General features: G+C 68.7%; 17 protein-coding genes. 5 read left to right on the forward strand and 12 right to left on the reverse strand.

Features of this window, described 5'->3' with window-relative positions; all coding sequences use genetic code 11:
- Positions 1 to 19: 19 nt before the first annotated feature.
- The 4 genes from AC6LJ2_RS20750 (at position 20) to AC6LJ2_RS20765 (ending at position 4,478) form a co-directional block, all read left to right on the forward strand.
- The gene (locus AC6LJ2_RS20750) at positions 20 to 949 is read left to right on the forward strand and encodes a DUF6963 family protein (protein ID WP_498152079.1); all 930 of its coding nucleotides are present in this window, start codon (positions 20 to 22) and stop codon (positions 947 to 949) included.
- Positions 936 to 1,601, forward strand: coding sequence for a TetR/AcrR family transcriptional regulator (locus AC6LJ2_RS20755; protein ID WP_263915482.1), 666 nt, complete (start codon positions 936 to 938; stop codon positions 1,599 to 1,601). The genes AC6LJ2_RS20750 and AC6LJ2_RS20755 overlap by 14 nt, the downstream gene beginning before the upstream one ends.
- A gap of 8 nt (positions 1,602 to 1,609) precedes the next feature.
- Positions 1,610 to 3,139, forward strand: a complete 1,530-nt coding sequence (locus AC6LJ2_RS20760) for an N-acyl-D-amino-acid deacylase family protein (RefSeq protein ID WP_498152080.1) — start codon at positions 1,610 to 1,612, stop codon at positions 3,137 to 3,139.
- An 85-nt stretch (positions 3,140 to 3,224) separates the two neighbouring features.
- On the forward strand, positions 3,225 to 4,478 hold the full coding sequence (locus AC6LJ2_RS20765) for a D-amino acid dehydrogenase (RefSeq protein WP_263915485.1): 1,254 nt from the start codon (positions 3,225 to 3,227) through the stop codon (positions 4,476 to 4,478).
- Positions 4,479 to 4,511: 33 nt separating this feature from the next.
- On the opposite strand, the gene AC6LJ2_RS20770 is transcribed toward AC6LJ2_RS20765, so the two are convergent.
- The 8 genes from AC6LJ2_RS20770 to AC6LJ2_RS20805 form a co-directional block, all read right to left on the reverse strand.
- The gene (locus AC6LJ2_RS20770; protein WP_498152089.1) at positions 4,512 to 5,462 is read right to left on the reverse strand and encodes a Bug family tripartite tricarboxylate transporter substrate binding protein; all 951 of its coding nucleotides are present in this window, start codon (positions 5,460 to 5,462) and stop codon (positions 4,512 to 4,514) included.
- Between the two features lie 261 nt (positions 5,463 to 5,723).
- Entirely contained in the window at positions 5,724 to 7,289 is a 1,566-nt protein-coding gene (locus tag AC6LJ2_RS20775) for an efflux transporter outer membrane subunit (protein ID WP_498152081.1), read from the reverse strand.
- The gene (locus tag AC6LJ2_RS20780) at positions 7,286 to 10,399 is read right to left on the reverse strand and encodes a multidrug efflux RND transporter permease subunit (RefSeq protein WP_263915488.1); all 3,114 of its coding nucleotides are present in this window, start codon (positions 10,397 to 10,399) and stop codon (positions 7,286 to 7,288) included. The genes AC6LJ2_RS20775 and AC6LJ2_RS20780 overlap by 4 nt, the downstream gene beginning before the upstream one ends.
- A complete protein-coding gene (locus tag AC6LJ2_RS20785; RefSeq protein ID WP_498152082.1) occupies positions 10,396 to 13,494 on the reverse strand; it encodes an MdtB/MuxB family multidrug efflux RND transporter permease subunit in 3,099 nt (1,032 codons plus the stop codon). Before AC6LJ2_RS20785 ends, AC6LJ2_RS20780 begins: the two co-directional genes overlap by 4 nt.
- Before the next feature lie 15 nt (positions 13,495 to 13,509).
- Complete coding sequence (locus AC6LJ2_RS20790) at positions 13,510 to 14,781, reverse strand: MdtA/MuxA family multidrug efflux RND transporter periplasmic adaptor subunit (protein ID WP_498152083.1); 1,272 nt, start codon at positions 14,779 to 14,781, stop codon at positions 13,510 to 13,512.
- A gap of 147 nt (positions 14,782 to 14,928) precedes the next feature.
- The gene (gene zapD, locus AC6LJ2_RS20795) at positions 14,929 to 15,681 is read right to left on the reverse strand and encodes a cell division protein ZapD (RefSeq protein ID WP_263915493.1); all 753 of its coding nucleotides are present in this window, start codon (positions 15,679 to 15,681) and stop codon (positions 14,929 to 14,931) included.
- 42 nt (positions 15,682 to 15,723) lie between these two features.
- Positions 15,724 to 16,371 (reverse strand): dephospho-CoA kinase, encoded by a 648-nt coding sequence (gene coaE / locus AC6LJ2_RS20800; protein ID WP_445658097.1) that lies wholly within the window; start codon positions 16,369 to 16,371, stop codon positions 15,724 to 15,726.
- Between the two features lie 142 nt (positions 16,372 to 16,513).
- Positions 16,514 to 17,371, reverse strand: coding sequence for a prepilin peptidase (locus AC6LJ2_RS20805; RefSeq protein ID WP_263915495.1), 858 nt, complete (start codon positions 17,369 to 17,371; stop codon positions 16,514 to 16,516).
- 193 nt (positions 17,372 to 17,564) lie between these two features.
- On the opposite strand from AC6LJ2_RS20805, the gene AC6LJ2_RS20810 reads away from it, so the two are divergent.
- A complete protein-coding gene (locus AC6LJ2_RS20810; protein WP_263915496.1) occupies positions 17,565 to 18,359 on the forward strand; it encodes a copper resistance protein NlpE N-terminal domain-containing protein in 795 nt (264 codons plus the stop codon).
- A 140-nt stretch (positions 18,360 to 18,499) separates the two neighbouring features.
- Here the strand turns inward: AC6LJ2_RS20810 and AC6LJ2_RS20815 are convergent, their stop codons facing one another.
- From AC6LJ2_RS20815 to AC6LJ2_RS20830, 4 genes are all read right to left on the reverse strand, one after another.
- Entirely contained in the window at positions 18,500 to 18,970 is a 471-nt protein-coding gene (locus AC6LJ2_RS20815; protein WP_498152084.1) for a response regulator transcription factor, read from the reverse strand.
- Positions 18,971 to 19,143: 173 nt separating this feature from the next.
- The gene (gene panC, locus AC6LJ2_RS20820; protein WP_263915498.1) at positions 19,144 to 19,998 is read right to left on the reverse strand and encodes a pantoate--beta-alanine ligase; all 855 of its coding nucleotides are present in this window, start codon (positions 19,996 to 19,998) and stop codon (positions 19,144 to 19,146) included.
- 60 nt (positions 19,999 to 20,058) lie between these two features.
- Entirely contained in the window at positions 20,059 to 20,949 is an 891-nt protein-coding gene (locus AC6LJ2_RS20825; protein WP_025137218.1) for a segregation and condensation protein A, read from the reverse strand.
- A gap of 16 nt (positions 20,950 to 20,965) precedes the next feature.
- Entirely contained in the window at positions 20,966 to 21,154 is a 189-nt protein-coding gene (locus AC6LJ2_RS20830; protein WP_263915500.1) for a DUF3460 family protein, read from the reverse strand.
- Positions 21,155 to 21,180: the final 26 nt, after the last annotated feature.

Below are 21,180 nucleotides of genomic sequence, written 5' to 3' on the forward strand. Positions count from 1 at the left end.
CCACGACCCGGAATTCCGCATGACCATCGGCGTCGCCGCCTACGGCCCCAACGCCGGCGCCGCGGTGCGCGCCGCCGCGCTGGGGGCCGAACTGCTGGGCCACGGCGCCATCGGCGGCTTCGCGGTGGTCGCCGTGCTGGACGACGACGGCCGGGTGCAGCACGCGACAGTCCAGCGCGGCGGCGTGACGGCGCTGGACCTGCCGCCGGCCTGGCTGCGGGCCCGCCATGCGGCCCTGATCGAAAGCGGCCCCGACCGCCCCGAACCGCTGGTGCAATTCCTGCCGGGCGCCGATGGCGTCGGGCTGGTGACCGGCCACCGGCTGCCCAACCGCCCGGGCGCCGACGGCGTGCCGCTGAACCAGGCGGTGCTGCGGCGCCTGGCCGCCGGGCAAGCGCCCGAATCCGCCGTGGCCGAGGTATTGCAGGCCCACCCTGAAGTCGATGCTGGCCTGATCGCCCTGGCCGCCGACGGCCGCCTGGCCTGGGGCAACACCAGCCGGGTGGCTCGCCGCCCCGACCATGGCCAGGCCGCCCGCGACGACGGCGCCTGCCGGCTGGCCGTGCTGCACAACTCGATCTTTCCCTGCCCGCCGCTGGCCGAGGCGATGGCCGACCTGGCCTGGCAGGTGCTGACGGGCGCGACCGGCGCGTGCCGGGCCCTGAGCCTGCGCGCACCGGTGACGATCCAGCCCGGTCCGCGCGACCGGGTGCACGTCGACGCCCGCCTGCGCGTCACCGCCATCGAGCAGGCCGATCCGTCGTTTCCCGCCGCCCGCCGACGCGCCAACGCCGTCTACCTGGGCAGCGAAGTCTGGCAAGATGGCAAGCATATCGGCCATACCGTCAGCGAGCTAGTCGTCGACATGGCCGACGGCCGGGTGTTCGGTCTGCCGGACCCCGCCCGCTCCCTCATCCTCATGAAGGAATCGGCCCATGTCCCGACGTGAAAACACCGAGCGCCAGATCCTGCAGGCCCTGGAAGACCAGATCAAGGAAACCGGCATGCAGGGCGTGGGCATCAATGCCATCGCCAAGCGCGCCGGGGTCAGCAAGGAACTCATCTACCGCTACTTCGACGGCATGCCCGGCCTGATGCTGGCCTGGATGCAGGAACAGGACTTCTGGACCCGCAACCCGGGCCTGCTGGCCGCCGACGAGTCCAGCCAGCGCAGCCCCGGCGACCTGGTGCTGTCCATGCTGCGCGCCCAGATCGACGCACTGGCCGGCAACGAGTCGCTGCGTGAAGTGCGCCGCTGGGAACTGATCGAGCGCAACGACGTGTCCGCGCCGCTGGCCGAGCGCCGCGAGCGCGCCGCGCGCGGCTTCATCGACCGCGTCGACGGCCTGACCAGCGACATGGACGCGCCCGCCGTCGTCAGCGTGATGCTGGCCGGCGTGCTGTACCTGATGCTGCGCGCCAAGACCGAAAGCCACTTCCTGGGCGTGCCCCTGCGCACCCCGGAAGGCTGGGACCGCATCAACGGCGCCCTGGAACACCTGGTCAAGCACGGCTTTCCCGAACCGCTCAACACCGAATCCCTCGCCACCCTGGAGGCGCGCCGCAAGAAAGCCCGGCCGCCCGCCAATACCGACACCTGACACCCTCCATGCCAGCGCATCCGCAGGACTACGACCTCATCATCAGCGGCGGCCTGATCGCCGACGGCCTGGGCAGCCCCGCCCGCCGCGCCGACCTGGCCATCTCGGGCCAACGCATCGCCGCCATCGGCGACGGCGCCGCCTGGACCGCCCCGCGCCGCCTGGATGCCACCGGCAAGGTGGTGGCGCCGGGCTTCATCGACTGCCATACCCACGACGATCGCGCCCTGCTGGGTTCGCCGCTGATGCGCCCCAAGGTCAGCCAGGGCGTCACCACCGTGGTGACGGGCAACTGCGGCATCAGCCTGGCGCCGGTGCGTGCGCCGGGCGACACGGTGCCGCCGCCGCTGAACCTGCTGGCCCAGCACACCGGTGAACTGTATGCCCGCATGCAGGACTACGCCGCCGCGCTGGACGCCCACCCCGCCGCCGTCAACAGCCTGGCGCTGGTGGGCCATTCCAGCCTGCGGGTATCGGCGATGGACCGGCTGGACCGGCCCGCCGACAAAAAGGAAATCGCCGCCATGCGCCACGCGCTGGACCAGGCCATGGCCGCGGGCGCAGCGGGCCTGTCCACCGGCCTGTACTACCCCACCGCCATGCACGCCAGCACCGAAGAGGTGATCGGCGTGGCCGCACCGCTGGCCGCCTGGCAGGGCCTGTACACTACCCACCTGCGCGATGAGGCCGACCACGTCTGCGAGTCCATGGAAGAGGCCTTTCTGATCGGCCGCGCGGCCGACGTGCCGGCCATCCTGTCGCACCACAAGGTCACCGGCAAGCACAACCACGGCCGCACCGCCGAAACGCTGGCGCTGTACGACCGCGTGCGCGCCGACCAGCCGGTGGGCATGGACGTGTATCCCTACGCGGCCTCGTCCACCATCCTGGAGCCGCGCCGGGTGCCGGCCGGCGAGAAGATCATCGTGACCTGGTCACAGACCCGGCCCGAGATCCAGGGCGTGGACCTGCGCGAACTGGCGGCCCGCGAAGGCAAGGACCCACAGCGCCTGGCCGAAGAACTCTCGCCGGGCGGCGCCATCTATTTCTCGATGGACGAAGACGACGTCAAACGCGTCATCGGCCACGCCAACGTGATGATCGGCTCTGATGGCCTGCCGCATGACCAGCGGCCGCACCCGCGGCTGTGGGGCGCGTTTTCGCGGGTGCTGGGCCGGTATGTGCGAGAAATGCGGGTGCTGGGCATGGAGCAGGCCATACGCCGCATGACCAGCCTGACCGCCGCGCAGTTCGGCCTGCGCGACCGCGGCGTGCTGCGCGCCGGCTGCTATGCCGACGTGGTGGTGTTCGACCCGGCCGCCGTGGCCGACCTGGCCACCTTCGCCGACCCGATGCAACCGTCCGCCGGCATCCAGGCGGTTCTGGTCAACGGCCAACTGGTCGAAGAACACGGCGCGCCCACCGGCGCGCGGCCGGGCCGCCTGTTGCGCGGCGACGACCGCGCGGCGCCGGGCTTTGACACGCCGGCATGGGCCGGCCCCGGCACGCCCGCTTCTTCGGACCAGCCAGCCGCCTGATCCCCGTCTGAATCGCGCGGCCCCGCCGCGCGGCATCCCTGCCATCCGACGCCGTCCCGCGGGCGGCGCCTTTCCTTGGAGCATCATGCGCACTATCGTCATCGGCGCGGGCGTGGTCGGCATGGCCACTGCCTACACCCTGCATCGCGAAGGCCACCAGGTCAGCGTGGTGGACGCCGGACCCGGCCCCGGCCTGGGCACCAGCCGGGCCAACGGCGCCCAGCTCAGCTACAGTTTCGTGGCGCCGCTGGCCGACCCCGCGGTGCTGCCCAAGCTACCCGCCTGGCTGCTGGGCCGCGACACGCCCCTGCGCTGGCGTCCGCGGCTGGACCCGGCGCAATGGCGCTGGTGCCTGGACTTCCTGCGCGCCTGCACCCGCGCCCAAAGCCGCGCCACCACGCGCGAGCTGCTGGCGCTGGGCCTGTACAGCCGCTTGTGCGTGCATGAGCTGGTCGGGCAGGAACGGCCGGCATTCGACTTCAGTTCGAGCGGCAAGCTGCTGGTCTACCAGGACGCCGCCAGCTACGGCCGTGCGCTGGCGCAGATGGACTACCAGGCGTCGCTGGGCTGCGAACAGCGCGCCCTGGACCGCCAGGCCTGCCTGGACCTCGAACCCGCGCTGGCCGACATCGGCGCGAGCATCGCCGGCGCCATCTATACCCCCACCGAAGACGCCGGCGACTGCCTGCGGCTGTGCGATGAACTGGCCCGCATCCTGCGCGCCGCGCCCGGCCCGGCGCGCTTTCATTTCAATACCCCGGTGTCGGCCCTGCGCACCGAGAACGGCCGTATCGTCGCACTGTCCACGCCCGACGGCGACCTGCAGGCCGATCACTACGTGCTGGCCGGCGGCATCGGCGCGCAGTTGCTGGCGCGGCGCATCGGGCTGGACCTGCGCATCTACCCGCTCAAGGGCTACAGCTTGACCTACGACCTGACGCCCGACAGCATCGCGCCCGTCTCCAGCATCAGCGATATCGGCCGCAAGGTGGTGTATGCGCGGCTGGGCCAGCGCCTGCGCGTGGCCGGCATGGTCGACATCGGCGCGGCGGACGCGGCCATCGACCCGCGCCGCGTGCAAAGCCTGCGCGACGACGTGGCGCGTTTCTTTCCCCGGCTGAATCCTGCGGGTGCGCCCCAGGCCTGGGCCGGCCTGCGCCCCGCGCGGCCCGACGGCAAGCCGCTCATCGGCGCCACGCCTTGGCGCAATCTATGGCTGAACGCCGGCCATGGCGGCCTGGGCTTCACGCTGGCCGCGGGCAGCGCCCGCATGTTGGCGGACTTGATGCGGGGCCGCCGTCCCGCCGTGGATCCGGCGGCGTTCGCACTGGCGGCATGACGCCGCGGGGCCGATTGCCGGCCCCGCCCGCCCTCAATCGGCCTTGATCCCCCGGCTCTGGATCAGCTTGCCCCACTTGTCGCGTTCCTTCACCTCGAAGGCCGCCAGATCCGCGCCGAACAGGTTGCCGGGCGTGGCGCCCCCCTGCGCCAGCGACTGCGTCAAGGCGGGCGATTGCAGGGCCTGCTTCATCGCCGCGATCAGCTTGTCCACCACCGGCGCGGGCGTGCCGCGCGGCGCGTACAGGCCCGACCACGCGGTGACCTCGAAGCCCGGCAGCCCGGCCTCGGCCATGGTGGGCAGGTCAGGCGCGGCGGGGCTGCGTTCGGCCGACGTGACGGCGATGCCGCGCAGCCGGTCGCCCGCCTTCAACGCCGCCATCGAACTGGGCAGGTTGTCCATCAGGATATCGACCTGCCCGCCGATCACCGCGGGGATCGCGGCCGACGAGCCCTTGAACGGCACGTGCAGCATCTGCAAGCCCGCCATCGACTCGAAATACGCACCGGTCAGGTGCACCGACGAGCCGATGCCGGGCGACGCATAGGAATACTTGCCCGGGTCCTTCTTCACCGCCTTCATGACGTCGTCCAGCGTGCGCCAGGGCGATCCGGCCGCCACCGCCATGACGTTGGGCGTGGACGCGATCATGCCCAGCGGCACCAGGTCGGTGGCGGGATTGAAGCCGATGTTGCTGTACAGGAATTGATTGACGCTCTGCGTACCCACCGAGCCCAGCACGATGGTGTAGCCGTCCGGCTGCGCGCGCGCCGCCGCGGCCACGCCCAGGTTGCCGGCCGCCCCCGGCTTGTTCTCGACCACGATGGACTGGCCCAGCGCCGGCCGCATGTGCTCGGCGATGGTGCGGGCGAAAATGTCGGTCGTGCCGCCTGGCGGGAAAGGCACGATCAGGGTGATGGGCCGCTCGGGCCAGGCCGCGACCGCGGGTGCACACACCGCCAGGGCGCCAGCCGCCACGGCCATGCCTGCGACAGCCAGGCGAGCGGCCGCAGCGCCCGCGCTTGCACGAAAAAACCTGCCCATCCTCTTCCCCTTCACAAGAAGTGTTCGATTGATCAAACGGAATCCGGCGCCACGGTACTTCGATGCGGACGGGTCGGCCAGGCCAGGCCCGGCACGCGTCCCGGGCGGTGCGCCCAGCGTGACCAGTTGGTCACTTTTGACGCATTAAGAACCCGCGGCCCGGCCTTGTCAATCGGGGGAAGGAGAGGTTAGGCGTTATCCCTAGGGCTGCGCGGCGGGGGGCGCCGCGGGCGCCGGCGCCGGGCTGGCTGCCGCGGTGGGCGCTGCGGCGTCGGCAGCCGGTGCAGGCGTGCCAGACACCGGGCCCAGCCCGTCCCAGCCGCCGCCCAGGGCCACGATCAGGTTCACGCTGGCCACCAGGCGGTTGCCGTACAGGCTCAGCGCGCTGCGCTCATTATTGAGTGCGGTGGCATCCACCACCGCCACGCTCAGGTAGTCGACCAGGCCGGCCTTGTACTGGTTCTGGATCAAGCGCAGCGATTCACGTGCCGCTTCCAGCGCGCGGCGCTGCACCGTCTGTTCGCTTTCCATCACGCGCAGCTGGATCAGGTAGTCCTCGACCTCGCGCAGCCCGACCAGCGCGGCCTGGCGATACGCGGCGGCCTGCGCGTCATACGAGGCCCGCGCCTGCTCGACCTGGGCCTCGCGCGCCCCGCCATCGAAGATCGTCAGCGCCAGCGCCGGGCCCAAGGACCAGAAGCGCGCCGGCGCGGTCAGCAGTTCAGCGAACTGACCGTTGCGAAAGCCGCCGTCGGCCGACAGCGTCAGGCTGGGGAACCAGGCCGCCTGCGCCACGCCGATCTGCGCATTGGCCGCGGCCGCGCGGCGTTCCGCGGCGGCCACGTCGGGCCGGCGTTCCAGCAATTCCGACGGCAGGCCCACCGGAATCTGCGGCAGCTGCACGTTGAAGGCGGCGGGCGGCAGGGTGAAGTGCGACGGCGCCTGGCCCATCAGCACGGCGATGGCGTGCTCGTACTGGCCACGCTGCCAATCCAGGTCGATCGACTGCGCGCGGGTGCTCTCCACCTGCGTGCGCGCCACGGCCACGTCCGACTGCCCCACCACGCCGACGTTGTAGCGGTTCTGCGTCAGTTGCAGCGATTTCTCGTAGGCCGCCACGGTGGCGTCGAGCAAACGCTTCTGTTCGTCCAGCACGCGCAGCTGCAGGTAGGCCTGCACCAGCGCGGCCTGCGCGCTCAAGCGCGTGGCGGCCAGGTCGGCCAGGCTGGCCGCGGCGCTGGCCTCGGATGACTCGACATTGCGGCGCACGCGGCCCCACACGTCCAGTTCCCAGCTGACGCTGCCGGTCAACGAATACTGGTTCGACACATTGCTGCCGCCGCTGCCGCCGGAAGACGAAGACGCGCCGCTGCCCCCGCCGCTGCCCGAGCGCGTCAGGCCGGCACCGGCACCCACCGTCGGGAAAAAGCCCGCGCGCGCGCCGCGCACCAGGCCCAGCGCCTGCCGGTAATTGGCCTCGGCCTGCGCAATGGTCTGGTTCGACGCGTTCAGCCGCGCCACCAGGTCATTGAGCGTGGCATCGTCGTACACAAGCCACCACTTGCCGCGATCGGCATCGTCGCGCGGTTCGGCCCGCTTCCAGCCCGGCACTTCGACCTGCCCTTCCTTGTAGGCCGCGCCCACGTCCAGCGCCGGGCGCTGGTAATCAGGGCCGACGGCGCAGGCGCCCAGCGCGGCGCACAGCGCCAGCACCGCGCCCGCGCGCGGCAGGATTGCGTAGGAAGAAGGCTTGGCGTTGCGGATCATATTTGTTCTATGGAAGCGTCGCCGCCCGTTCGCCGGGTGCGCCCGCGCGCGGCCCAGAGACGGAAACGGTCTAGGTAAAGATAAACCACGGGGGTGGTGTACAGCGTCAGGATCTGGCTCAGCACCAGCCCGCCCACGATGGTAATGCCCAGCGGCTGGCGCATCTCGACGCCGGCGCCGGTGGCCACCACCAGCGGCAGCGCACCGAAGATGGCCGCCATGGTGGTCATCATGATCGGGCGAAAACGCGTCAGGCAGGCCTGGAAGATGGCTTCACGCGGCGCCATGCCCTGGTTGCGCTCGGCATCCAGCGCAAAGTCCACCATCATGATGGCGTTCTTCTTGACGATGCCGATCAACAGGAACACCCCGATCAGCGCGATCAGGGTGAAATCGGTGCGCACCAGCAGCAACGCCAGCAGCGCCCCCAGGCCGGCGGAGGGCAAGGTCGACAGAATCGTCAGCGGGTGCACGAAGCTCTCGTACAGGATGCCCAGCACGATATACATCGTGACCAGCGCCGCCAGGATCAGCCAAGGCTGCTGCGCCAGCGTCTGCTGCAACGCGGCCGCCGTGCCCTGGAATCCCGCCTGGATCTGGTCCGACGGCAGGCCGATGCGCGCCACCGCCGCATCGATGGCCGCCGTGGCCTGCCCCAGCGACACGCCGGGCGCCAGGCTGAACGACACCGTGTCCGCCACGAACAGCCCCTGGTGCTGCACGCTGAGCGGCGCGTTGGCGTTCTCGAAACGCGCAAACGCCGCCATCGGCACGCGCGCCCCGGTCGAGGTAATCACTTCCACCTGCTTGAGCGATTCGATGTCCTGCGCGAACTTCGCGTCCACCCCCAGCACCACGTGGTACTGGTTCAACGGCCCGTACATCACCGACACCTGCCGCTGGCTGAAGGAATTGTTCAGTACCGTCGAAATCGTCGACATGCTCACGCCCAGCCGCGTGGCGGCCTCGCGGTCGATCACCAGATTGATCTCGCGGCCCTTGTCCTCGACGTCGGTATCCACGTCGGTGATCTCGGGAATCTTCGACATCGCCAGCTGCACCTTGGGCATCCAGGTGCGCAGCAATTGCAGGTCGCCCGACATCAGGGTGTAGTCGTACGAGCCCTGGCTCTGCCGGCCGCCGATGCGGATGTCCTGCTGCGACACCAGGAACATGCGTGCCCCGGGCATGTTCTGCAACCGGGCGCGCAGGCGGTTGATGACCTGGTCGGCCGACGCCTGGCGTTCGCCCAGCGGCTTGAGCTGGATCTGCATGAAGCTGCTGTTGCTGCCGCCGCGCCCGCCGGCGTAGCCGGTCATGCTCTGCACGGCCGGATCCGCCAGCACGATCTTGCGCAGCGCATCCAGCTTCGGAATCGTGGCCTGGAACGACGTGCCCTGGTCCACCCGGAAAAAGCCCAGAAGCTGGCCGGTGTCCTGCTGCGGGAAAAAGCCCTTGGGCACGACGGTGTACAGGTAGACATTCAGGCCCACCGCCGCGGCCAGTATCACCATCATCAGGCGGCTGTGCGCCAGCGCCCACGCCAGGCTGCGGCGGTAGCCGTCCTGCATCCAGGCAAAGCCGCTTTCGGCCCAGCGCGCCAGCCGGCCGGGCGGCTCGGGTTCCTTGGGCTCGGGTTTGAGCAAGCGGGCGCACATCATGGGCGTCAAGGTCAGCGATACCACCAGCGACACCATGATGGACGCCGACAGCGTCACGGCGAACTCGCGAAACAGCCGCCCCACCACCCCGCCCATCAGCAGGATGGGAATGAACACCGCCACCAGCGACAGGCTCATCGACAGCACGGTGAAGCCGACCTCGCGCGAACCGCGCAGCGCCGCCCGCATCGGCGACATGCCGTTCTCGACGTGGCGCATGATGTTCTCGAGCACCACGATGGCGTCGTCCACCACGAAGCCGGTGGCGACAATCAGCGCCATCAGCGAAATGGTGTTCAGCGTGAAGCCGCACAGATACATGATGCAGAAGGTACCGATCAGCGACACCGGCACCGCAATGCTGGGGATGATGGCCGCCCGCCACCGCCGCAGGAACAGCAGCACCACCAGCACCACCAGGCCCACCGCGATGATCAGCGTCAGTTCGGCCTCGTGCAGCGACGCGCGGATGCTGGGCGTGCGGTCCTGCGCCACGGTCAGCTGCACATCGGCCGGCATCAGCGCCAGCAACACCGGCAGTTGCGCCCGCACCGCGTCCACGGTCTCGATGATGTTGGCGTCGGCCTGGCGCCGCACGATCATCAGGATGGCATTGCGCTGGTTGTAGAAGCCGGTCTGGTACAGGTCTTCGACCGAATCCTCGACCTTGGCGACGTCCGACACACGCACCGGCGCACCGTCGCGCCAGGCCACGATCAGCGGCCGGTATTGCTCGGCCCGGCTGAGCTGGTCGTTGACCATGATCTGCCAGTGATAGCGGTCGTTTTCCAGTACGCCCTTGGGCCGGTTGGCGTTGGCATTGGCCAGCGCCGTGCGTACCTCGTCCAGCGATACGCCGCGGTTGGCCAGCGCCCCCGGCAGCACCGTCACGCGCACCGCCGGCAGCGAACTGCCGCCCACCGTGACCTCGCCCACCCCGTCCACCTGCGACAGCTTCTGCGCGACGATGGTGGACGCCAGGTCGTACATCTTGCCCTGGCTGAGCGTGTCGGACGTCAGCGCCAGGGTCATGATGGGTGCGTCCGACGGGTTGGACTTGTGATAAGTGGGGTTGCTGCGCAGGCTGGTCGGCAACAGCGAACGGGCCGCGTTGATGGCCGCCTGCACGTCGCGCGCCGCGCCGTTGATGTCACGCGACAGATCGAACTGCAGCGTCACGCGGGTCGAGCCCTGCGAGCTGCTGGACGTCATTTCGGTCACGCCCGCGATGCTGCCCAGCGAACGTTCCAGCGGTGTGGCCACGCTGGACGCCATGGTCTCTGGGCTGGCGCCCGGCAGGCTGGCCGACACCGAGATGGTGGGGATGTCCACCTGCGGCAGCGGCGCCACCGGCAGCAGGAAAAACGACAGCATGCCCGCCAGCACGACCGCCAGCGACAGCAGCGTGGTCGCCACCGGCCGGACGATGAAGGGGGCCGACAGGATCATCGCACGTCCCCGGCGCGGGCCTCGCGCATGCTGCGCCAGCGCCGCGACATGCGGTCGAACATCAGGTAGATCACGGGCGTGGTGAACAGGGTCAGCACCTGGCTGAGCAGCAGGCCGCCCACCATCACCAGGCCCAGCGGCTGGCGCAGCTCGGCGCCGGTGCCCGACGACAGCATCAGCGGCAACGCACCGAACAGCGCGGCCAGCGTGGTCATCAGGATGGGCCGGAACCGCAGCAGGGCCGCCTCATGGATCGCCGCCCGCGGCGACAGGCCGCGCTTGCGCTCGGCGTCCAGCGCGAAGTCGATCATCATGATCGCGTTCTTCTTGACGATGCCGATCAGCAGGATGATGCCGATGATGCCGATCATGTCCAGCTCGGTGCCGCTGATCAGCAATGCCAGCAACGCCCCCACGCCGGCCGACGGCAGCGTCGACAGGATGGTGATGGGATGGATGTAGCCTTCGTACAGCACGCCCAGCACGATGTACATGGTGACGATCGCCGCCAGGATCAGCCACAGCGTGCTGGTCAGCGAATTCTGGAACGCCAGCGCCGCGCCCTGGAAGCGCGTCTCGATGCTGGCCGGCATGCCGATCTCGGCTTCGGCTGCCGTAATGGCCTCGACCGCCGCCGACAGCGACGCGCCGGGCGCCAGGTTGAACGACACCGTCACCATCGGAAACTGGTCCAGCCGGTTCACGGCCAGCACCGTCTTGCCTTCGGTGATGCGGGCAATCGACGACAGCGGCACCTGCGTGCCGCTGGACGTCGGCACATGGATCTGCCCCAGCGCGGCCGGGTTCATCTGGAACTGCGGCTGCACTTCCAGCACCACGCGATACTGGTTGGACTGGGTGAAGATGGTGGAGATCAGGCGCTGGCCAAAGGCGTCGTACAGCGCCTCATCCACCACCGCCGCCGTGATTCCCAGGCGCGAAGCCGCATCGCGATCGATCTCGACCCAGGTCTGCAGACCGTCGTCCTGCAGGTCGTCGGTCACGTCCTTCAGGCCCGGCACCTGGCGCAGGCGGTCGATCAGCTTGGGCGTCCATTCGCTCAGCACCGCCAGGTCGGGGTTGGACACCGTCATCTGGTACTGCGTGCGGCTGATGCGGTCTTCGATCGTCAGGTCCTGCACCGGCTGCATGTAGACCGTCAGGCCGTCCTGCTTGGCAAACGACTGCTGCAACCGCGCCATCACGGTGGCGAGATCGCCTTTGCGCTCGGCCTGCGGCTTGAGCGCGATCTGCATGCGCCCGGCGCTGAGCGTGGCGTTGCTGCCATCCACGCCGATGAACGAGGACACCGCCTGCACGTCCGGGTCTTCCAGCGCCAGCCGCGCCGCGACCTGCTGGCGATCGGCCATGGCCGTGAACGAAATGGATTGCGGCGCCTGGGTGATGGCCTGGATCAGCCCGGTGTCCTGCTGCGGGAAAAAGCCCTTGGGCACCAGGATATACAGCAGCACCGTCAGCGCGAACGTGGCCAGGGCCACCAGCAAGGTCAAGGGCTGGTGGCGCAGCACCTTCTGCAGCATGCGGTCGTAGGCGGCAATGACGCGGTCGATGAAGGCGCCGGTGGCCTGGTGGAACCGGCCGTGCTTCTGTTCGGATTCGGCGCGCAGCAGGCGCGCGCACATCATCGGCGTCAGCGTCAGCGAGACCACCAGCGATATCAGGATCGACACCGCCAGCGTGATGGCGAACTCGCGGAACAGCCGTCCCACCACTTCGGTCATGAACAGCAGCGGGATCAGCACCGCGATCAGCGAGAACGTCAGCGAGATCAGCGTGAAGCCGATCTGCGAGGCGCCCTTGAGCGCCGCCTGCAGCGGCGTTTCGCCCTCTTCGATGTGGCGCGCGATGTTCTCGATCATGACGATGGCGTCGTCCACCACGAAGCCGGTGGCGATCGTCAGCGCCATCAGCGTCAGGTTGTTGATCGAGAACCCGGCCAGGTACATGATGCCGAACGTGCCCACCAGCGACAGCGGCACCACCACGCTGGGAATCAACGTGGCGGTCAGGCTGCGCAGGAAGACGAACGTCACCATCACCACCAGCCCCACCGCCAGCAGCATTTCGAACTGCACGTCGGCCACCGAATCGCGAATGGTCTGGGTGCGGTCGGACACCACCGTCACGTCCAGCGTGGCCGGCAGCGCCGCGCGCAGTTGCGGCAGCAGCTTCTGGATGCGATTGACCACGTCGATGACGTTGGCACCCGGCTGGCGCTGGATGTTCAGCAAGATGGCCGGCTTGTCACCGGCCCAGGCCGCCTGGCGCGTGTCTTCGGCGCCTTCCACCGCGCGCGCCACGTCGGACAGGCGCAGCGGCGCGTTGTTCTTGTAGGCAATGATCAGGTCGTTGTAGTCGGTGGGCGACTTGAGCTGGTCATTGGCATTGATGGTGGTCGAGCGCAGCGGCCCGTCCAGGTTGCCCTTGGGCTGGTTGACGTTGGCGCCCACCACTGCGGTGCGCAGATCCGTCAGCCCCAGCCCGTTGGCCGCCAGCGCCTGCGGGTTGACCTGCACCCGCACGGCCGGGCGCTGCCCGCCTGCCACGCTGACCAGGCCCACCCCGGGAATCTGCGACAGCTTCTGCGCCACCCGCGTATCGACCAGGTCGCGCACCTGCGGCAGCGGCATGGTGGGCGAGGTGATTGCCAGGGTCAGCACCGCGGCGTCCGCCGGATTGACCTTGTTGTACGTCGGCGGCACCGGCAGATCGCTGGGCAGCAGGTTCGAGGCGGCATTGATGGCCGCCTGCACCTGTTGCTCGGCCACGTCCAGCGGCAGCGTCAGGTTGAACTGCATGGTGATGACCGACGCGCCGCCTGAACTCGTGGACGACATCTGGTTCAGGCCCGGCATCTGGCCGAATTGCCGTTCCAGCGGCGACGTCACCAGCGAGGTCATCACGTCCGGGCTGGCGCCCGGATACAGCGTGGTCACCTGGATGGTGGGGTAGTCGACCTCGGGCAGGGCCGAGACGGGCAGCAGGCGATAGGCGATGAAGCCCGCGATCAGGATGGCCACCATCGACAGCGTGGTGGCCACGGGCCGCAGGATGAACAGGCGCGACGGGCTCACGGCGATATCCCTGGCTTACCGGGTCGCCGGCGTGGTGCCCGCCGGGGCGCCCCCGCCCAGCGACTTATCCTTGGGAATCACCTCGGCGCCACCCACGACCTCGACCTTGGCGCCAGCGCGCAGGCGGTCGGTGCCCTCGGTCACGACGCGGTCGCCGGGCTGCAGCCCTTCGTTCACGGCCACCATGCCGTTGTTGATGGCGCCCAGCTTGACCTGCTTGACCTGCACCGTGTTGTCCGGCTGCACCTGGAACACGAACGCGCCGGCGGACCCCTGCTGGATCGCCGCCGTGGGAATCGCGGTGACGTCCTTGCGCGTCAGCACGTGCAGGCGCACGTTGACGAACTGGTTCGGAAACAGCGCGTCGTCCTGGTTGTCGAACTTGGCCTTGAGCTTGAGGGTGCCGGTGGTGACGTCGATCTGGTTGTCCAGCGTTTCCAGCTTGCCGGCGGCAATGCGGCGGGTATCGGCGCGGTCATAGGCCTCGACCGCCAGGGTGCGGCCCTGGGCCAGTTCGGCGCGCACTTCGGGCAACTGGGTTTCGGGCAGCGTGAACACCACCGAAATCGGCTGGGTCTGGGTAATCACGACCAAGCCGTTGGTGTCCGAACTGGACACGAGGTTGCCGCGGTCGACCTGGCGCAAGCCCAGGCGGCCGCTGATGGGCGCGGTGATGCGCGCGTAATCCAGTTGCAGGCGGGCATTGTCGACGTTGGCCTGGTCGCTCTTGATGGTGCCTTCATATTGGCGCACCAGCGCGGCCTGGGTGTCGACCTGCTGCTTGGCGATGGAGTCCTGCTTGAACAGGGCCTGGTAGCGCTGCAGGTCGCGGCGCGCGTTCTCGAGCAGCGCCTGGTTCTGCATCTGGGTGCCGCGGGCCTGGTCCAGGGCCACCTGGAAGGCGCGCGGGTCCACCTGGGCCAGCAGGTCGCCGGCCTTGACCATCTGCCCTTCCTGGAACGGCACGTCCACCAGCTCGCCACTGACGCGGCTGCGCACGGTAACGGTGTTGTAGGCGGTCACGGTGCCCAGCGACTTCAGGAAAATGTCGATGTCCTGCGTCACGGCGGTGGCCACGCGCACCGGGACGGCCAGGTTGGCCATGGCCGCCGCCATGTTGGGCCGCCCGCCTGCGCCCGGGCGTCCGCCCCCCGCGCCGCCCGGCGTGGCTGCCGGCCGCAGCGCCACCCAGGCAATGCCGGCCACCACCAGCAAAAGCACCACCACCCCGATGATTCTGCGGCGGGTCCAGCGGGAGGTCGGGGAAACGGGACGACTATCGGACATGGGAAACGGTTCCGGCACGGACGGAGAAAGCCGTATTGTGTACTAGACAACCGTCATTTCAGCGATTGGCCGTTACGACTGAAATAGCGCGCAACAGGAATCGGGACCTGGGCAGGGCGCCAGCCCGGACGGGGCCGCCCGTGCGGATCAGGAATTGCAGAGCGTCATCTGGAAGGGGACGTCCCGGGCGACCTGCTGGGGCTTGAATTCGCCGTCTTGCGTCGAAAAGCGGATCCAGATCATGTACTTATTGGCGCTGATTTCGGGAAACACGCCCTGGGCCGCGTCCACCCATACGCGCAGCAGCTGGAACTGCTTGCCGGCCAGCATCTGCTGGTAGGCGCCCTGTTCGGCCACGATGTCGGTCTTGCGGCCGGATTCGCGCAACAGGCGCAGCGCCAGGGTCAGGCCGTCGTAGAGCGGCCCGAAAGGCGCCAGCCAGGCTTGCAGGTCGGCGCAGCGCGCGGCCTCGGACTTGTGCTGCCAGGCGTAGTACGAGGGCATGTCGACCTGGGTGGCGCCGCCGGGCACCGACAGGCGCCCGCGCAGGCTGGTCAGCCATTCGTTTTCGCGCAGCGATTGGCCGGTCTTGCCGGGCGCGGCCAGGGCCGCCGAGACTTTTTCCAGTTCGCGCAGCATGCCTTCCAGCGCATCTTGCGCCACGCCGGGGTGGTCGCGCAGGCCCATCAGGGCCACGCGTTGGCGTTCCAGGTCTTGCAGCACGGCGCCTTTGACGTCGGTGCGTTCGCACGCGTCGAGCAGATCGAACAGCGAGGTGACGGCGACCTGGTGCTGGCGTGAGTCTCCCTCGCGGGCGAAGAAGAACAGCCTGTCGAACAGGTATTCCAGCCGCAGGTAAGCGCGGATGCGCTCATTGAAGGGATATTCAAAAACAATCACGCTTGTAAACAGGCCCATCAGAGGTCGGCCTGGAGGCCGAGATTATTCAGGGGTGCCGGACAAGCCCTGGGCTTGCCGGCCCGTCGTGGCCGCCAGCGCCAGCCAGCGATCATGCAGGGTCTTTGCCTGCGCGCGCAATTGGTCCGGTGAGGTCGCACCGTCGTTATTGATGACATCGTCGGCGACTGCCAACCGGCTTGCCCGCGCAGCCTGTGCCGCCATGATACGCCTGATGGCAGAGTCCGTCAGCCCGCTGCGCGAACGCACGCGCGCCACTTGGGTTTCGGGGTCGCAATCGACCACGCAGATGCGGTCGACGCGGTCGCGCCAACGCGCAATCGACTCGACCAGCAGCGGCACCACGAACACCAGATAAGGCCCGCGCGCGGCCGCGGCCTGGCGCTCGGTTTCCTGGCCGATGACCGGATGCAGCAAGGCTTCCAGGCGCAGGCGGACCTGCGGGTCGGCGAAGGCGCGCTCGCGCATCCAGTCGCGGTTCAAGGCGCCGTCGGCGGTCAAGGCCGCGGGCCCGAACTCACGTTCGATGGCGGGCATCGCGGCACCGCCAGCGGCCGTCAGGGCGCGTGCAATCTCGTCGGTATCGACGACCGATGCGCCCCATTCACCCAGCATGTCGGCCACGCGCGACTTGCCGGAACCGATGCCGCCTGTCAGGCCGATATTGAACATGTGCGTCATTCCTTGCGAACTAGAACGGTAGAGCCTGCCATGGCGGGGGATTGCATCGATGAGTAACCGGCATTGGCGGATGGGCCGCATCGGCGGGTGGGCGGCATCGGCTGGGTGAGCGGCGTCCGCGTTGCGGCCAGGGTCAGCCCAGCAACCAGCCCAGGCCCTGCTCGCCCCCCAACAGCAGCACCACCACACCGGCCAGCGCCAGGTACGGCCCGAAAGGCAAGGCCTGCCCGCGGCTGGCACGGCCGCTGAGGGTTTGCGCCCCGCCGATCACCACGCCCACCACCGAGGCGCCCAGCAGCAGCATCGGCAAGGCGCCCACGCCAAACCACGCCCCCAGCGCGGCCAGCAGCTTGAAATCACCAAAACCCATGCCCTCGCGACCGGTCAGCAGGCGGAAGGCATGAAAGATAACCCACAGGAACAGGTAGCCGGCCACCGCGCCCACCACCGCCAGCTGCAACGTGGTGAAGGCGTCGAACAGGTTCACCAGCAGGCCCGCCCAGGCCAGCGGCAGGGTGATGGAATCGGGCAGCAAGGTGGATTCCAGGTCGATCCAGGCCAACGCCACCAGCGCGGCCGACAGGCCCATGGCGCACAGCGCGATGGGCGTGGCGCCGAAGCGCCAGGCGCAGGCGGCGAACAGCACGCAGGTGGTCAGTTCAATGGCGGGGTAACGCCAGCCGATCACGCCGTGGCACGCGGCGCAGCGGCCCCGCAGCGCCAGCCAGCCCGCGAGCGGCAGCCGGCGCCAGCCGGCCACGGGGGCTTGGCAATGCGGGCAATGCGAAGGCGGCGCCAGCAGGCCGTAATCGGCCGGTGGCCGGGCCTTGCCCACGGCGTCCAGGCATTGGGCCTGCCACTCGCGTTCCATCATGCGCGGCAGCCGGTAGGTCAGCCGGGTCAGCCAGCCGCCCACGAACAGGCCAACCCCCGCGGCCAGGCCGATGAACGCGGCCAGCGGTAACGGAAAGACATGCCACAAGGAGGTCATGCGAAGCCCCGAGACGCGGTCCGCCCTGCCGAACATCCGGCATTTTCGGCAAAACGGCAGGCTGGCCGCCTGGGACCGTGTCGTAATTTGTGCATAAAGGACGAACAGTGTCTTTCGGGGTGTGGGGGAACGTATCGAATCTTCGCATAAGTGCGTAAAATCGGAGACAGACTCAACTTACGGATCAGCTGCCATGGCCGCGCGCGTCGATATCCCCTCCCGCCCCCGCAAACTCAGCATCGTGGGGCTGCTGTTAGCGGGCACGGTACTGGGCGCTGCGGGCTGCGCCCAGCAACGCACCGAAGGCTACTACGACCCGCCGGTCGAAAGCACGGTCACCGACGCCCAGTACCAGGGCTCGGGCGCCGGCTACCGCACCGTGCTGCGCGCGCCCTCGCAAGTGCAGATCGCGCTCAAGCCCGACCAGAAGAAAACCCAGGCCCAAGCCAGCCAGCCCGCCCAGGGCGGCAACGTCACCGAAGACGGCCAGGCCGTACCGGAAGGCGCCGAAGGCGGCTCGGTGTCGGCCGGGTCGGCCACCGCGCCGGTCGCCGCGCCCGTGGGCGGCGCCGGCGGTGCCCCCCATAGCGCCGCTGCCAACAGCCTGGTGCCGCAACCGCAAACCTACATGGGCACCCTGCCGTGTTTCTCGCCCGCCATGCAGTGCACGGCCCAGCGCGTCACGCTGACGCTGGCGCCCAATGGCCGCTGGCGCGGCCGCACGGCCTACCTGGAAGATGCCGCCAAGAAGGCCGCACCGGTCGTGGAACAAGGCTGCTGGGATGCCACCGACGAACGCCCGCCGCGCGTGATCTTGCTGGATGGCCAGGGCAATGTGCGGGTGGAATTCCTGGTGGCGGCCAATAACGTGCTGCGCGTGCGTTCCATTGGTGGCCAGACGCCCAACCTGAACTACAACCTGACCCGCCAGCCGGATCTGGACCCGATCGACGAGCTGGCCAAGGCCAACGCGCCCCAGTGCCCGTAAGCCTGCCGGGCCGGTCGTTCCGCCTGGCCTGACCTTGGCGCTTCCCTTCCAGGGCCTGCCGAACTTCACGTTCGCCAGGCCCTGAATTTTGGGCGCCAGCGGGATTGATGTAAGCACCCACTTACTCCACAGGCGTTGAATCACGCGCTTTTATCAGAAATTTCGGGGCCAGGCTGCCCGTTCGGGGCGGCATCCGCGCCAGACCCGCCCGTGGCCGTGCCCGGGAGGTCGCCGGCCGGCGCAGCCCGGGCCGCATACCCCGCCCGGGCGTCCTGCGGTTCATGCAACCAATGCGCCGCCACTGGCGCAGCTGCCGCCCACGCGGGCGGGGCCGCCAAAGACAGCAAAGGATCTTCCTGCGTGATGCCCAGCACGGGCGAGGCGCCCGACCGGCCATGGGCGCACAGCCGGCACGCCAACTGCATGGCATTGCGCGCCCGCAGCTTGGTGAAGATGCGGGCGCGGTGGGATTCCACGGTGCGCAGGGAAATGCCCAGGTCGATGGCGATGAACTTGTTGGGGCGGCCCGCCGCAACGTAGGCAACGATTTGCCGCTCGCGCGGGGTCAGGGCGGACAGGACGGCATGGAGGTCGGGACGGGGTGTCTGCATGGGTGGACTCGGCTCTGCAATGAAGGATTGCAGTGAGTCTGCCCGGCGACCGACGCCGCCGTAAGCTGGCAATTCTGACAGGGGCCGCGGCGTCGCCGGGGCTGCTGGCCGGCCCCCCTGGCACCGGCACGCAAGCACGCCCCGGGCCACGACCCGGCCGCCCGCCGGACACCCTACGCGGTGTAGGACAGTTCCAGGTTATCGATCAGGCGGGTGGCGCCCAGCTTGGCGGCGGCCAGCACCACCACCGGCTCGCCGGCCTGCAGGTCGGCGGCTTCGGGGCGCTTGAGGTCGCGCTGGCGGCGCAGGGCGATGTAGTCCACGCGCCAGCCGCGGTCGGTCAGGGCCTGGGTCGCATCGCGTTCCAGGGCGGCCGCATCGCGCTCACCGGCGGCCAGGCGTTGGCCGATGTGCTGCAGCTGCGCGTACAGCACCGGGGCTTCGGCGCGTTCGGCATCGCTCAGGTAGCGGTTGCGCGAAGACAAGGCCAGGCCGTCGTCGGCGCGCACGGTCTCGTGCGCCAGTACCTCGACGGGCAACTGGAACTGGCGGCACATGTTGCGCACCACCATCAGCTGCTGGTAGTCCTTCTTGCCGAACACGGCCACGCGCGGCTGCACGCAGGAAAACAGCTTGAGCACCACGGTGCTGACACCCGCGAAAAAACCCGGGCGGAATTCGCCTTCCAGGATGTCGCCCAGGTCATCGGGCGGCTGCACGCGATAGTTCTGGGGTTCGGGGTACATCTCGCGCTCGTTGGGCGCGAACAGCACGTAGACGTCGCGTTCGCGTTCCAGCTTTTCGATGTCGGCGGCCAGGGTGCGCGGGTACTGGTCGAAATCTTCATTGGGCCCGAACTGCAGGCGATTCACGAAGATGCTGGCCACCACCGGGTCGCCATGCTGGCGCGCCAGTTTCATCAGCGCCAGGTGGCCTTCGTGCAGGTTGCCCATGGTGGGCACGAACGACACGCGGTTCTGGCCGCGCAGCTGGTCGCGCAATTCCTGGATGGTGTGTACGACTTTCAAGGGAATTCTCCGGGGTTGGGGGCAGCCCGGTCAGGTTCAGGGCCTGTTGACGAAAAGGACCTAGGCCGCGACCGCCGCGACGCTGGTGTAGGCCAGGCGCACGTAGATGGGAGCATAGGGTTCGGCCTGCGTGATTTCCAGCAAGGATTCACGGGCCAGTTCCAGCATGGCGATGAAGTGCACCACGACGACCGCCGCGGGCGCGCCTTCGCGCACCCGTTCCATGAACAGGTCGCCGAATTCCATGAAGCGCACGTCGTTCAGGCGCCGCAGGATGTGCGTCATGTGGTCGCGTACCGAGAGCTGCTCGCGCGTGATGTGGTGGTGCTGGTTGAGCTTGGCCCGCTTCATGATGTCGGCCCAGGCTTCGCGCAGGTCATCGACACTGACTTCGGGCAGCATGCGCTCGACGCTCAGGTCGGCCACGGCATGGCTGCTGACGAAGTCGCGGCCCAGCTGGGGCATGGCGTCCAGCTTCTGGGCGGCCAGCTTCATCTGCTCGTATTCGAGCAGGCGGCGCACCAGTTCGGCGCGCGGGTCTTCGGGTTCTTCGCCGGTGTCGGTCTTTTTCACCGGCAGCAGCATGCGCGACTTGATCTCGATCAGCATCGCCGCCATGAGCAGGTATTCGGCCGCCAGCTCAAGGTTGTGGATGCGGATCTGGTCTACATACGACAGGTACTGCCGCGTGACATCCGCCATGGGGATGTCCAGCACATTGAAGTTCTGTTTGCGGATCAGGTAGAGCAAGAGGTCCAGCGGCCCCTCGAACGCCTCGAGGAAGATCTCCAGCGCGTCCGGCGGAATGTACAGGTCCGTCGGCATCTGGAACAGCGGCTCGCCGTACAGACGCGCGAACGCCACGCTGTCTATCGTGTCGGGGGTGCTGTCGACGGGCGGTTCCACTAGCGCGGCCAGGGCATCGCCCGGGACGGAGGGGGGGTGGGCCATGGTTGCCGCAGCGAGATCAGTCGGCCTGATACACGTACGGCTTTTGCGGCACGCGCGCCGCGCGGAAGCCTTCCAGCAGTTCCGGGTCCTGGGGCTTGTCCCAAAGACGGGCGCGGCCTTCGCGCTGGCGTTCTTCGGTGCCAGGATGCGACTGCTTGAAGTCTTTCAGGAAAAGGGTGATCTCGGATTCGTAGTTGGTCGCCATGGCACCAATTTCATTGGGTTTCGGAT

This window comes from Achromobacter sp. 1014246743 (genome assembly GCF_059760725.1).